The sequence below is a fragment of the Klebsiella sp. K4 genome, assembly GCF_014596785.2.
GTDB classification, from domain to species: Bacteria; Pseudomonadota; Gammaproteobacteria; order Enterobacterales; family Enterobacteriaceae; genus Klebsiella; species Klebsiella pneumoniae.
The window spans coordinates 3,435,347-3,449,412 of the sequence record NZ_CP115021.1 but is presented as its reverse complement, the minus strand read 5'-3'; the positions used below and the strand labels follow the sequence as shown (position 1 = coordinate 3,449,412).

Annotated in this window: 12 protein-coding genes; 8 read left to right on the top strand and 4 right to left on the bottom strand. The window is 56.7% G+C overall.

From position 1 onward, the window contains the following. Nucleotides 1-80 precede the first annotated feature (80 nt). A complete protein-coding gene (gene zapC, locus IB144_RS17320; RefSeq protein WP_002898308.1) occupies nucleotides 81-623 on the top strand; it encodes a cell division protein ZapC in 543 nt (180 codons plus the stop codon). On the opposite strand, the gene IB144_RS17315 is transcribed toward zapC, so the two are convergent. Then, complete coding sequence (locus tag IB144_RS17315; RefSeq protein WP_004179196.1) at nucleotides 620-1,729, bottom strand: YcbX family protein; 1,110 nt, start codon at nucleotides 1,727-1,729, stop codon at nucleotides 620-622. The genes zapC and IB144_RS17315 overlap by 4 nt on opposite strands. Nucleotides 1,730-1,828: 99 nt before the next feature. Here IB144_RS17315 and rlmKL point away from each other — a divergent pair, with 99 nt between their 5' ends. The 6 genes from rlmKL to rmf all read left to right on the top strand — a co-directional run bounded on the left by rlmKL (nucleotide 1,829) and on the right by rmf (nucleotide 9,748). After that, nucleotides 1,829-3,934, top strand: a complete 2,106-nt coding sequence (gene rlmKL, locus IB144_RS17310) for a bifunctional 23S rRNA (guanine(2069)-N(7))-methyltransferase RlmK/23S rRNA (guanine(2445)-N(2))-methyltransferase RlmL (protein ID WP_004147847.1) — start codon at nucleotides 1,829-1,831, stop codon at nucleotides 3,932-3,934. A gap of 12 nt (nucleotides 3,935-3,946) precedes the next feature. After that, nucleotides 3,947-5,854 carry an ABC transporter ATP-binding protein gene (locus IB144_RS17305; protein ID WP_004147848.1) on the top strand — a complete coding sequence of 636 codons (1,908 nt, stop codon included), beginning with the start codon at nucleotides 3,947-3,949 and terminating at the stop codon, nucleotides 5,852-5,854. Nucleotides 5,855-5,868: 14 nt separating this feature from the next. Next, nucleotides 5,869-7,137: a membrane integrity-associated transporter subunit PqiA gene (gene pqiA, locus IB144_RS17300; protein ID WP_004147849.1), complete on the top strand. Its 1,269-nt coding sequence runs from the start codon at nucleotides 5,869-5,871 to the stop codon at nucleotides 7,135-7,137. After that, complete coding sequence (gene pqiB / locus IB144_RS17295; protein WP_002898390.1) at nucleotides 7,127-8,764, top strand: intermembrane transport protein PqiB; 1,638 nt, start codon at nucleotides 7,127-7,129, stop codon at nucleotides 8,762-8,764. Before pqiA ends, pqiB begins: the two co-directional genes overlap by 11 nt. Continuing rightward, entirely contained in the window at nucleotides 8,764-9,327 is a 564-nt protein-coding gene (gene pqiC / locus IB144_RS17290; protein WP_002898392.1) for a membrane integrity-associated transporter subunit PqiC, read from the top strand. Before pqiB ends, pqiC begins: the two co-directional genes overlap by 1 nt. 253 nt (nucleotides 9,328-9,580) lie before the next feature. Further along, nucleotides 9,581-9,748: a ribosome modulation factor gene (gene rmf / locus IB144_RS17285; protein WP_002898396.1), complete on the top strand. Its 168-nt coding sequence runs from the start codon at nucleotides 9,581-9,583 to the stop codon at nucleotides 9,746-9,748. A gap of 68 nt (nucleotides 9,749-9,816) precedes the next feature. Here rmf and fabA read toward each other — a convergent pair whose 3' ends face one another. Together fabA and IB144_RS17275 are read right to left on the bottom strand one after the other, a co-directional pair. Continuing rightward, entirely contained in the window at nucleotides 9,817-10,335 is a 519-nt protein-coding gene (fabA, locus tag IB144_RS17280) for a bifunctional 3-hydroxydecanoyl-ACP dehydratase/trans-2-decenoyl-ACP isomerase (protein ID WP_002898398.1), read from the bottom strand. Between the two features lie 69 nt (nucleotides 10,336-10,404). Continuing rightward, on the bottom strand, nucleotides 10,405-12,162 hold the full coding sequence (locus tag IB144_RS17275; RefSeq protein ID WP_004147851.1) for a Lon protease family protein: 1,758 nt from the start codon (nucleotides 12,160-12,162) through the stop codon (nucleotides 10,405-10,407). Between the two features lie 185 nt (nucleotides 12,163-12,347). Here IB144_RS17275 and matP point away from each other — a divergent pair, with 185 nt between their 5' ends. Further along, on the top strand, nucleotides 12,348-12,800 hold the full coding sequence (gene matP / locus IB144_RS17270; RefSeq protein WP_002898404.1) for a macrodomain Ter protein MatP: 453 nt from the start codon (nucleotides 12,348-12,350) through the stop codon (nucleotides 12,798-12,800). A 132-nt stretch (nucleotides 12,801-12,932) separates the two neighbouring features. Here the strand turns inward: matP and ompA are convergent, their stop codons facing one another. Beyond that, complete coding sequence (gene ompA / locus IB144_RS17265; protein ID WP_002898408.1) at nucleotides 12,933-14,003, bottom strand: porin OmpA; 1,071 nt, start codon at nucleotides 14,001-14,003, stop codon at nucleotides 12,933-12,935. Nucleotides 14,004-14,066 lie beyond the last annotated feature (63 nt).

Below are 14,066 nucleotides of genomic sequence, written 5' to 3'. Positions count from 1 at the left end.
ACTTTTCTTAATTTTAGAAAATATTCTGCGGTAAGTCGCAACAACTTTGCAGAGGCGTATGAAAGGGGACAGGGGGAAAAATGCGGATTAAACCTGACGATAACTGGCGTTGGTATTACGATGAAGAGCACGACCGCATGATGCTCGATCTGGCCAATGGCATGTTATTTCGCTCGCGCTTCGCCCGGCGCATGCTGACTCCGGATGCCTTTGCCCCTTCGGGATTTTGCGTTGATGACGCCGCGCTCTATTTCTCTTTTGAAGAAAAATGTCGCGATCTCGAGCTATCGAAAGAGCAGCGGGCGGAATTAGTCCTTAACGCGCTCACCGCCATCCGTTTTCTCAAACCGCAGATGCCGAAAAGCTGGCACTTTATCGCCCATACCCATCACTGGCAGCCGAGCGGCGGCGACGCCGCCTGCGTTTGGCTGAGCGATACCGGCGAGCAGGTGAATTTACTGGTGGTGGAGCCGGGCGATAACGCCGCGCTCTGTCTGTTGGCTCAGCCGGGTCTCACCCTTGCCGGCCGCGTCATGCAGCTGGGCGATGTCATTAAAATCATGAATGACAGACTGCAGCCGGCGCAGAGCGCGGTCAGCTACAGTCTGGGGCAGGCGGTTTAAGGCGCCAGGCGTAGCGCTGTTTTCGGTACACAGCTGCAGGCGAGAATAGTGCCATCCCCGGCAACCGCGTTTTTCTTTAACGGACTCACTTCTCCCTCTTCCAGCCGGATGCGGCAGCTGCCGCAGATCCCCGCCCGACACGAATAGGGTACGCGAATGCCCTGTTGTTCCAGTTGCTCCAGCAGCACCTGCTGGTTATTGCCGGTAAACTGTTGACCCTGCCATTCGATGGCAACCGTAGCCTGCTGCTGCGCCTCGGGAGCCGGGGTATCGTCGCTTTCACCTGCCCCGTAGGCTTTCGCCGGGCCGCGGGTAAGGATTTCCACTTCATCTCCCACCCGGATCACCCCGCTGTTGCGGGCAATCAGGTTCTGGCCAAAATCGACATCGCCATTGTCCAGCGCGGTACGAAAACGCTTTAAGGTTTCCAGCGGCTCCCCGGCGGGATGCTTCTGACCGCGCTCCGGGCTGACGGTGGTAAAAATGCAGCGGCTGCACGGCTTAGCGACGTCAAACACCACCTCGCCGATGCGGATCACTTTCCAGCTATCTTCATCCCAGGCCGCCGCGCCGGTGACCACAAGGTTAGGGCGAAACTGTTCTATGCTTACGCTGGCCGGGCAGCGCTGTTGCAGATCGCGCAGGGAGGCCTCGTTAGCCAGCAGGTAAGGGTAGCCGTCGGCGAAGGAGAGCGGCACCGCATCATGGCGCTTTACCCGGCGGGTTAGCTGCGGCCCCAGCCAGCGCAGCTGGACATCGCGCTTGAAAAAGCCGCTGAGCCACTGGTTAACGGCGGCGGGCGCGATGAGGGCGGTAAAATGGTTGCCCCAGACTTCGGTCGGCTCGGCCTGCGTGGCGAAATCGCTAAAACGCACCACGGCGCTGCTGCCGTCCGGTGCGGTCAGGTGAAGGCCATCATGCAGCGGCGCCGGAATAAATTTCACCATTTGCGGAAACTGGCGAGCGGTAATAAAGGTCCCGTCGGTTTCGGTGACCATAAACAGGCGATCGAAGGCCAGGCCGCTGATATCAGCAAAGGCGTGGGTCAGGCCCATGCCGCGCATGGATTTAACAGGATGAATAAAAAGTCGCGATAGCGTTACCATACGCTGCCTCCGGGTTCCAAAAATAAGCCTATAACTTTATGACATAGGGCACATATTGGCTATAATGCGCACCAATTTTCTTTAAGTAAAAGTGACGATATGAATTCTCTGTTTGCCAGTACGGCTCGTGGGCTGGAAGAGCTGTTAAAAACTGAACTGGAAGGGCTTGGCGCGACGGACTGCCAGGTAGTCCAGGGCGGGGTCCATTTTCAGGGGGATACGCGCCTGCTGTATCAAAGCCTGATGTGGAGCCGGCTGGCTTCGCGCATCATGCTGCCGCTGGGCGAATGTCGCGTATACAGCGATCTGGATCTGTACCTCGGCGTACAGGCCATTCCGTGGACGGAGATGTTCAACCCTGGCGCCACCTTCGCGGTGCATTTTAGCGGCCTCAATGACGAGATCCGTAACAGCCAGTACGGCGCGCTGAAGGTTAAAGACGCCATTGTCGACAGCTTCACCCGTAAGAATCTGCCGCGCCCGAACGTCGATCGTGAGTCGCCCGATCTGCGGATCAACGTCTGGCTGAACAAAGAGACGGCGCACATCTCGCTGGATCTGAGCGGCGAAGGCCTGCACCTGCGCGGCTATCGCGATGGTACCGGAATGGCGCCGATCAAAGAAAATCTCGCGGCGGCGATCGTCATGCGCTCTGGCTGGGTACCGGGTACGCCGCTGCTCGATCCGATGTGCGGCTCCGGTACCCTGCTGATTGAAGCGGCGATGCTGGCGACCGACCGCGCGCCGGGCCTGCACCGTGGCCACTGGGGCTTTGGCGGCTGGGCGCAGCACGATGACGCCATCTGGAAAGAGGTGAAGGCGGAAGCGCAAACCCGCGCTCGTCAGGGATTGGCAGCGTATGAGTCACGCTTCTACGGCTCAGACGTCGACGCGCGCGTAATCGAGCGCGCGCGCCGCAACGCCCGCCGCGCCGGCATTGGCGAGCTGATCGATTTTGACGTGAAAGACGTCGCCCAACTGAACAACCCGCTGCCGAAAGGCCCGTACGGGACGGTGATCAGTAACCCGCCGTACGGCGAACGTCTGGAAAGCGAGCCAGCGCTGATCGCTCTGCACAGCCTGCTTGGCCGGATAATGAAAAGTCAGTTCGGCGGCTGGAACCTGTCGGTATTCAGCGCTTCGCCGGAGCTGCTGAGTTGCCTGCAGCTGCGTGCCGACAAGCAGTTTAAAGCCAAGAACGGCCCGCTGGACTGCGTGCAGAAGAATTATCACCTGGCGGAGAGCGAAGGCGGCAAGCCGGCGATGTTGGCGGAGGATTTTGCTAACCGTCTGCGTAAGAACCTGAAGAAGTTTGAAAAATGGGCCCGCCAGGAAGGAATTGAATGCTATCGCCTGTACGATGCTGATCTACCGGAATACAACGTGGCCATTGACCGCTATGCCGACTGGGTGGTGGTCCAGGAGTATGCCCCGCCGAAAACCGTCGACGCGCATAAGGCGCGCCAGCGTCTGTTCGACATCATCGCTGCGACTATCGCCGTACTGGACATGGCGCCTAACAAGCTGGTGCTGAAAACCCGTGAACGGCAGAAGGGGAAAAACCAGTATCAGAAGATGGCGGAGAAGGGCGACTTTATTGAGGTACAGGAGTATAACGCGCGCCTGTGGGTCAACCTCACCGACTACCTGGATACCGGTCTGTTCCTCGACCACCGTATCGCCCGTCGCATGCTCGGCCAGATGAGTAAAGGTAAGGACTTCCTGAACCTGTTTTCCTATACCGGCAGCGCCAGCGTCCACGCAGGCCTCGGCGGTGCACGATCCACCACCACGGTGGATATGTCACGCACCTACCTGGAGTGGGCGGAACGCAACCTGCGTCTCAATGGCCTGACCGGCCGCGCGCATCGCCTGATGCAGGCGGACGTGCTGGGTTGGCTGCGGGAGAGCACCGAGCAGTTCGATCTGATCTTTATCGATCCGCCGACCTTTTCCAACTCCAAACGAATGGAAGATGCGTTTGACGTCCAGCGCGATCACATTCGCCTGATGACCGATCTAAAACGTCTGCTGCGTAAAGGCGGCACCATTATGTTCTCGAATAACAAACGCGGTTTCCGTATGGATCATGACGGGCTGGCGGCGCTTGGCCTGAAGGCGCAAGAGATTTCGCAAAAAACGCTGTCGCAGGATTTTGCCCGCAACCGTCAGATCCACAACTGCTGGCTGATTACCGCAGCCTGAAAGGAATAAATAATGTCACTGATTAGTATGCACGGCGCCTGGCTTTCCTTCAGCGATGCGCCGCTGCTGGATAATGCCGAGCTGCATATTGAAGATAACGAACGCGTCTGCCTCGTCGGACGCAACGGCGCCGGTAAATCTACCCTGATGAAGATCCTCAACCGCGAACAGGGGCTGGATGACGGACGCATCATTTATGAACAGGACCTGATCGTGGCGCGTCTGCAGCAGGATCCGCCGCGTAACGTTGCTGGTACGGTATACGATTTTGTCGCCGAAGGGATCGCCGAGCAGGCGGCTTATCTGAAAGCCTACCATGACGTGTCGCATCAGGTGATGACCGATCCGAGCGACAAAAATTTAAATGAACTGGCGCGCCTGCAGGAGCAGCTCGATAACCTGGGACTATGGCAGCTGGACAGCCGCATTAACGAAGTGATTGAGCAGCTGGGCCTTGACGCCAATGCGCAGCTGGCGTCGCTGTCCGGCGGCTGGCTACGTAAAGCGGCGCTGGGCCGCGCCCTGGTCAGTGGGCCGCGCGTGCTGCTGCTGGATGAGCCCACTAACCACCTCGATATCGAAACCATCGACTGGCTGGAAGGTTTCCTGAAAACCTTTAAAGGCACGATTATCTTTATTTCGCATGACCGTTCCTTTATCCGCAATATGGCGACGCGCATTGTCGACCTCGATCGTGGCAAGCTGGTGACCTATCCGGGAAATTACGATCAGTATCTCCTCGATAAAGAAGAAGCCCTGCGGGTCGAAGAACTGCAGAATGCAGAATTTGACCGCAAGCTGGCCCAGGAAGAGGTGTGGATCCGTCAGGGAATCAAAGCGCGCCGGACCCGTAACGAAGGCCGAGTCCGCGCGCTGAAGGCGATGCGCCGCGAGCGCGGTGAGCGTCGGGAAGTGATGGGCAGCGCGAAGATGCAGGTTGAGGAGGCTTCCCGTTCCGGCAAAATCGTCTTTGAGATGGAAAACGTCAACTATCAGGTTGACGGCAAAGTGCTGGTGAAGGATTTCTCCGCACAGATCCAGCGCGGCGACAAGATCGCCCTGATCGGCCCCAACGGCTGCGGGAAAACCACGTTGCTGAAGCTGATGCTCGGCCAGCTGCAGGCCGACAGCGGGCGGATCCATGTTGGCACCAAGCTGGAGGTCGCCTACTTCGACCAGCACCGCGCGGAGTTGGATCCGGATAAAACGGTGATGGACAACCTGGCGGAAGGCAAACAGGAGGTAATGGTTAACGGTAAGCCACGCCATGTGCTGGGTTATCTACAGGACTTCCTGTTCCATCCGAAACGAGCGATGACCCCGGTACGTGCGCTTTCCGGAGGGGAACGTAACCGCCTGCTGCTGGCCCGGCTGTTCCTGAAACCCAGCAATCTGCTGATCCTTGATGAACCGACTAACGACCTCGATGTTGAAACGCTGGAGCTGCTGGAAGAGCTGATCGATGGCTATCAGGGGACCGTGATGCTGGTGAGCCACGATCGTCAGTTTGTCGACAATACCGTGACCGAGTGCTGGATCTTCGAAGGCGGCGGTCGTATTGGCCAGTACGTCGGCGGCTATCACGACGCCCGCGGTCAGCAGGCCCAGTCTTTGGCGCAAAAGCAGACGGTCGTTAAAAAAACGACGGAAGTCGCTCAGCCAAAAGCAGAAACTGTCAAACGCGGCGGGAACAAACTAAGCTATAACCTGCAGCGCGAGCTGGAACAACTGCCGCAGAAGCTGGAGGCTCTCGAGGCCGAACTGCAGACGCTGCAGGATCAGGTTGCCGATCCCGATTTCTTCGGTCAACCGCACGATCGCACGCAGCAGGTGCTGGCGCAGCTGGCCGAAGCGGAGCAGGCGCTGGAAGCGGCCTTTGAACGCTGGGAATATCTCGAAGGATTAAAGAACGGCGCCTGAGCCGAGGAGTTGTCATGTGCGATCATCATCATGCTGCGCGACATATTCTATGTCCCCAATGTGATTTGCTGGTGGCTTTGCCGCAGCTTGAGCATCGCCAGAAAGCCGCCTGCCCGCGCTGCGGTACAACGTTAACCACCACGTGGGACGCGCCTCGCCAGCGTCCCACGGCGTATGCGCTGGTCGCGCTGTTTATGCTGCTGCTGGCCAACCTGTTCCCTTTTATCTATATGAAAGTGGGCGGCATCAGTAGCGAAATAGAGCTGCTGGAAATTCCCAACGTACTGTTTACCGAGGATTACGCCAGTCTCGGGACTTTCTTTTTACTCTTTGTTCAATTAGTGCCGGCGTTTTGCCTGGTCACCATTTTGCTGCTGGTTAATCGGGTCAGAATGCCTGCCGGCCTGAAGACGTTCCTTGCGCGAATTCTCTTTCAACTGAAAACCTGGGGGATGGCGGAGATCTTTCTTGCCGGCGTGCTGGTGAGCTTCGTCAAGCTGATGGCCTACGGTGATATCGGCATCGGTCTGAGCTTTGTTCCCTGGTGTATGTTTTGCCTGCTGCAGTTACGTACTTTTCAGTGCGTCGACCGCCGCTGGCTATGGGATGATATTGCCCCCATGCCGGCCATTACCCAGCCGCTGAAGGTCGGGGTGACCGGTATCCGTCAGGGGCTGCGCTCCTGTGCCTGCTGTACGGCGGTGTTGCCGGTCGATCAGACCGTCTGCCCGCGCTGTAACAGTAAAGGAACGGCGCGGCGCAAAAATAGCCTGCAGTGGACGCTGGCGCTGCTGGTGACGTCATTTATCCTTTATCTCCCTGCCAACATTATGCCGATCATGATCACCGATCTGCTGGGCGATAAAATGCCATCGACCATTATGGCCGGGGTGATTTTACTGTGGAGCGAAGGTTCTTATCCGGTGGCGCTGGTGATCTTTATCGCCAGTATTATGGTGCCGACGCTGAAGATGATCGCTATCGCCTGGTTATGCTGGAACGCCAACGGCAACGGCGCGCGAGATTCGGAGCGCATGCATCTGATCTATGAGGTGGTGGAATTTGTTGGCCGCTGGTCAATGATTGACGTTTTTGTCATCGCCGTGCTCTCTGCGCTGGTCCGCATGGGAGGATTAATGAATATCTATCCAGCCATCGGCGCGGTCATGTTTGCGCTGGTGGTGGTGATGACCATGTTTTCAGCCATGACATTTGATCCCCGTTTACTGTGGGATCGTGAGCCAGATTCAAGCCATGAGGAAATACAACAACATGGAAAATAAGAGCGGAGAAGCGAAAGTGCAGAAGGTGAAGAACTGGTCACCGGTGTGGATCTTCCCTATCGTCACTGCGCTAATCGGGGCATGGATCCTGTTTTATCATTACAGCCATCAGGGGCCTGAGGTCACGCTGATCACCACCAATGCGGAAGGGATTGAAGGGGGAAAAACCCGGATCAAGAGCCGCAGCGTAGACGTTGGGGTGGTGGAGAGCGCGACGCTGACCGACGATCTCACCCACGTGGAAATCAAAGCCCGCCTCAATTCCGGGATGCAGAAGCTGCTGCACAACGATTCCGTCTTCTGGGTGGTAAAACCGCAGGTTGGGCGCGAGGGGATCAGCGGTCTTGGGACGTTGTTGTCCGGGGCCTATATTGAACTGCAGCCGGGAACGAAAGGTTCGGTGCCAGCGCAGTATCCGCTACTGGATTCTCCGCCGCTGGCCTCGCCGGATGCCAAGGGGATCCGTATTCTGCTGGAAAGCAGCAAGGCGGGCCAGCTGTCGCCGGGCGATCCGGTGTTGTTCCGCGGCTATCGCGTGGGGTCAGTGGAAACCAGCACCTTCGACACGCAGAAACGTCGTATTACTTACCAGCTGTTCATCAATGCGCCGAACGATCGCCTGGTGACCACCAACGTTCGTTTCTGGAAGGACAGCGGGATCGCTGTAGATTTGACCTCGGCGGGGATGCGCGTCGAGATGGGCTCGCTGTCGACGCTGTTTGGCGGCGGGGTGAGCTTCGATATTCCTGAAGGACTGGACCTCGGCGAGCCGGTGGCGAATAAAACGGAATACCATCTGTTTGACGATCAGAAGAGCATCCAGGATTCAGTCTTTACCGAGCATATCGATTACGTCATGTTCTTCAAAGACTCGGTTCGCGGCCTGCAGCCGGGCGCGCCGGTGGAGTTCCGCGGTATCCGTCTGGGCACCGTCGGCAAAGTGCCGTTCTTTATTCCGGGGCTGAAGCAGCGTTTGAACGATGACTATCGTATTCCAGTGGAAGTGCGGGTTGAACCGCAACGGCTGATTAATCAGCTTGGCGGCGATCCGAATATCCGCGCCCACATTGACGATCTGATTAACCGCGGACTGCGCGGCTCGCTGAAAACCGGTAACCTGGTGACCGGCGCGCTGTATATCGATCTCGACTTCTATCCGAAGGCGCCCCCGCGCGGGAAAATACAGGAGTTTAACGGCTATCCGATTATCCCGACCATCAGCGGTGGACTGGCACAGATCCAGCAGCGTCTGATGGATGCGCTGGATAAGATTAATAACCTGCCGATTAATCCGCTGCTGGAGCAGGCGACCAGCACCCTGGCGCAGAGCGAGAAGACGATGCAGCACGTGCAGACCACGCTGGATAATCTGAATAAGATCACCTCCAGCCAGTCAATGCAGCAGCTGCCCGCCGATATGCAGACGACGCTGCGTGAACTGAACCGTAGCATGCAGGGCTTCCAGCCGGGCTCTGCGGCCTACAATAAGATGGTGGCCGATATGCAGCGTCTGGATCAGGTGCTGCGTGAGCTGCAGCCGGTTCTGAAAACGCTAAATGATAAGAGCAATGCGCTGGTATTTGAGGCGAAGGATAAAAAAGATCCACAGCCGAAGGGAGCGAAATAATGAAAAAATGGTTACTGGCGGCAGCCGTATGCGTACTGACGGCGTGCAGTAGCGGCGGGGAAAGCAAGACATACTATCAGCTACCGGTTGTGCAGGGCGGCGCGCAGAGCGCCGCCAGTCAGGGGGCACGTCTGCTGTGGGTAGAGCAGGTCAGCATCCCGGATTATCTGGCGGGTAACGGGGTGGTCTATCAGACCACCGACGTGCAGTATGTGATCGCCAATAATAATCTGTGGGCCAGTCCGCTGGATCAGCAGCTGCGCACTACGCTGGTGGCGAATCTCAGCCAGCAGTTGCCGGGCTGGGTAGTGTCGTCCCAGCCGCTGGGGAGCGAGCAGGATACCCTCAACGTTGCGGTCAATGGCTTTCATGGTCGCTATGACGGGCGGGTTATCGTTAGCGGCGAGTGGCTGCTGAAGCATCAGGGACAGCTGATTAAACGCCCGTTTAACATCGTCCTCAGGCAGGAACAGGATGGTTATGACGCGATGGTCAAGACCCTGGCGCAGGCGTGGAGCCAGGAGGCGGCTGCCATTGCCAGCGAGCTTAATCGTCTGCCATAAGTAAAATTCATCATAATGATCTGCCGCGCGGTTCACCTGGGCCGCGCGGCATTTTTTTTGCCAGGTCAGTTTGTTACCGGCGGCTGCGCCGAGCGAACAAAAAATGAACTCTTATATAGGTCACAAATATGACACTGGCGTGAATTTTGCGCATTGACGTTGCCTTCTTTTCGCGGTATTCGTAACCCGTGGCTGCACAATTTGCGACCACTGTTTTCTTTTCCACCAGATCAAAGAATGAGGGAAACGAGGCATGAAGAGACAAAAACGAGATCGCCTGGAACGGGCACACCAACGCGGATATCAGGCGGGTATCGCGGGAAGATCGAAAGAAATGTGTCCATACCAGAGCCTGAATCAACGCTCATGGTGGCTGGGAGGCTGGCGAGAAGCCATGGAGGACAGGGTACTAACGGCCTGACACTGTCTCTTTAAAAAAGAAGCCTCCGCATAGCGGGGGCTTCGCCTTTTAATCGCTACTGAATGTTATCAGAAAGCGGAAGTATCCTGGAACAGACCCACTTTCAGATCGTTCGCGGTGTAGATCAGACGATCGTCAACCAGCACTTCACCATCCGCAAGTCCCATAATCAGACGACGGTTAACAATGCGCTTGAAGTGGATGCGGTAGGTGACTTTTTTCGCGGTCGGCAGAACCTGACCGGTGAATTTCACTTCGCCAACGCCCAGCGCGCGGCCTTTGCCTTCGCCGCCCAGCCAGCCAAGATAGAACCCGACCAGCTGCCACATAGCATCCAGGCCCAGGCAGCCCGGCATCACCGGATCGCCGATAAAGTGGCAACCGAAGAACCACAGGTCAGGATTGATGTCGAGTTCTGCCTCAACATAACCTTTATCGTAGTTACCACCGGTTTCGGTCATTTTGATGACGCGGTCCATCATCAGCATGTTTGGTGCCGGTAACTGCGGGCCTTTCGCGCCGAACAGTTCACCACGACCAGAGGCAAGAAGATCTTCTTTTGTATAGGATTCGCGTTTATCTACCATGTTTTCAGTAAGCCTTATTTTAAGTTCGGGACGCAGGATAGCTAACACGTGTAAGCTGAACAAGTCCGATCAGTTAGAACTTGTCCCACCTAACCAGCGTAGCGGCCACGGAAAACGATGGCGAGTCTCTTGCTGGGTCGCCTGCGCTATCCGCTCCTGAATGGTTTGTCGCAGCGTCTGTCCTTCACCGTCCCACATCAGCTGGGTCAACATCGGCAGCGCTTCGGTAATATCGTCAATGGCCCAGATAGCAAACTGGTTGTCGGCAACGGCCTGACGTAGCTCGTGGCTCAGGCTGAGATGACGAACGTTGGCGGCAGGGATAATCACTCCCTGTTTGCCGGTTAAACCGCGCTGCTGACAGATAGTGAAGAAGCCTTCAATTTTCTCGTTCAGGCCGCCGACCGGCTGCACGCGACCAAACTGGTCGACGGAGCCGGTGATCGCGATGCTCTGATTTATCGGTACATTGGCCAGGGCGCTGATTAAGGCGCAGAGTTCCGCCATGGAGGCACTGTCGCCATCCACTTCACTGTAGGACTGCTCAAAGGTCAGCGAAGCAGTGAAGGGAAGCTGCTGCTCCAGCTCCAGCTCGGACATCAGAAAAGCCTGCATGATCATCATGCCTTTCGCATGAATGTTACCGCCCAGCTCGGCTTTACGTTCGACGTCGATAAATTCGCCATCGCCAATGTGCACGACGCAGCTGATGCGTGAAGGTTCACCGAACGCGCGTGGATGACCGGGGAATTCGATCACCGACAGGGCGTTGATCTGCCCGACGCATTCGCCTTCGGTTTCAATCAGGATCTGTTCCTGCAGGATTTCATCCTGCATACGCTCCGCCAGGTAGCCTTCACGCCATACCCGGCGCGCCAGCATGGTCTGCATCGCTTCGCCGGTAATCTCCTCTCCTTCGCAGAAGGCGGCAGCCTCCCGCAGCTGGCGGGTTATCCATAGCGGACTGAGCGGCAGGGTCTCCTGGTCGCCGGTATAGCGCGTTCCCTCATCGATCAGCAGAGGCCAGGCATCGGCTGCCGGGCCCGGGAGCTCCAGCTGCTGCGCATTCTGCCATACCCACTGGCACCAGGCCTTTAGCGTGTCGGCGTCAGCAAACTGCAGAGTGTCTTCATACTCGCTATAGATCGCCTGCGCAGCCAGCTCCGGCTCCATTTCCTGGAAATCGGCCAGCGATTCGCGTTCGCCCACCAGGATGATTTTCAGACTCAGCGGCATGGAGGGAATGCTGACCGGCAGCGGACGCGATTCATCCATAGAAAGCCAGTCAAAGCGCTGACGAGTCACCATATTTTTCAGACGCACCCACAGCAGCGGTTGCGCCAGCAGTGTACGTAGCGAAAGCACAAGCACGCCGCCGTTGGCCTGATGGACCAGCCCAGGCTGGAGGGTGATTGCACCGTTAAACTGGCGTACGCAGCCAAACAGCTGTTCCGCTTCTACCCAATCGGCCATCACGACCGGGGCAGTACTGGCGAAATTATCCTCAGCGCCCTGCGCCGGTGCGAGCGTCACCTGAGCGTCGGTTACCTCATAGCGGACGCCGTAAAGCGGTGCGGCAGGCTCGTGCAGAGTCCGGGTTTCAGCCGCCAGCCATTGCAGATATTCCGGCTCTTCAGGGGCTTTCACCAGCATGAAGGAGGAGACTGCCGGCGTGTACAGCAGCTGCTCAAGCCCATAGAACAAACGCGGCTGCAGATCGCCCGAGAGGGAGGGGGCCGGATGGGAAAGTTCAGCTTGAGCAAACAGCGCCTGGTAAGCTTCCAGATCAGGCGCAAGGTCGGTTCGGGTCAGTTTCGTAATGGTCAAAGTCGCTGTTTTTTAGTTAGATGTAAAGCGCGCAATTATACCTGATGCCGCGACCGAGCACACGGAGGATTATGGTTACCCTGATGATTACCCGGTCGCAGACTTCACGAATAATGATTTATATTCAGCACATCAGAAAAAAACTGATATCCTGAAATGAGTTACACGGTCACATTGAGATCGCAATGAAATATCAACAACTGGAAAATCTTGAAAGCGGCTGGAAATGGAAATATCTGGTAAAGAAGCACCGGGAAGGTGAGCTGATTACCCGCTACATTGAGGCCAGCGCTGCGCAAGCTGCGGTAGATGACTTGCTGACGCTCGAGAATGAACCTGTGCTGGTGCATGCCTGGATTGAGCAGCATATGAATCCGGCGCTGATGAACCGCATGAAGCAGACTATCCGCGCGCGACGGAAACGCCATTTTAACGCTGAGCATCAGCATACGCGTAAGAAGTCTATCGACCTTGAGTTTGTCGTTTGGCAGCGACTTGCTGGCCTGGCGCAGCGGCGGGGCAAAACCTTGTCTGAAACCATCGTCCAGCTGATTGAAGATGCCGAGCACAAAGAGAAATATGCCAGCAAAATGTCGAGCCTGAAGCACGATCTGCAGGTACTGTTAGGGAAAGAATAGCCAGGTAGGATCGTCGACCCGCCTGCTGGTGGTTGCCCTGGCCGGGGGCTGCTTCACAGCTCTCAGCCGCTAAAGTGGGCGAGAGGGCATAAAAAAAACCCGCCGAAGCGGGTTTTTTTTATCGGTTATAACTTAAGCCGCCGGCTGAGTTACAACTTCTTTGTAGCCTTTAACTTCGATCTCTACACGACGATCCGGAGCCAGGCAATCGATCAGGGCAGCGCGAGCTTTCACGTTGTCGCAGGTGTTGCCAGTAACCGGGTTGGATTCACCCATGCCGCGAGCGGAGATTTTGCCAGCCGGGATGCCTTTAGCAACCAGGTAGTCAACAACGGACTGAGCACGTTTCTCAGACAGCTGCTGGTTGTAAGCTTCGGAACCGATGCGGTCGGTGTAGCCCAGAACAACAGCGGAACCGTCTTTCGGATCCATGTTGCTCAGCTGAGTGTACAGCTGATCCAGAGCCTGCTGACCTTCCGGTTTCAGGGTAGCTTTGTTGAAGTTGAACAGAACGTCAGACTTCAGGGTGAAGTGCTTGGTAGCCACTTCCGGAGCCGGAGCCGGAGCCGGAGCAACAACCGGTGCAGCATCTTCCTGACCGAAGCGGTAGGAAACGCCCAGGCTCAGCATGCCGTTATCAGGACGGGTACCCACAGTGCCCGCGTCGCCGATGTTGTTAACCCACTGGTATTCCAGACGGGTAGCGATGTCACGAGTAACAGCCCACTCTACGCCGCCAGCAAATACTGGGGAAACGCCAGTGTCGTGTTCGCTACGGGAAACGCCGGTAGAAGCGTAGTTGCCTTTGGAGTCAGCGCGCCAAACCATGCCGCCCAGACGGGTGTAGATGTCCAGATCGTCAGTGATCGGGTAACCCAGTTTAGCGGTCAGCTGAACGCCCTGAGCTTTGAAAGCACCGTTGTCAACGCTGCCTTTATATGCCATACGGCCCAGCCAGTCATAACCCATTTCGAAACCGAGGTACGGGTTAACCTGGTAACCACCGAACGCACCAGCACCAAGCTGATCGTTACGGGTCGGACCGTTGTTGTTCTGGAAACCGTTACCGTAGAAACCGGTGTCGTGATACTGGGACCAACCCAGTTTACCACCTGCATACCAGGTGTTATCTTTCGGAGCGGCCTGCGCTACGGTAGCGAAGCCAGCCAGTGCCACTGCAATCGCGATAGCTGTCTTTTTCATTTTTTGCGCCTCATTATCATCCAAAATTCGCCATGAAGTTACAAAAGACCTCACGGTTAAATC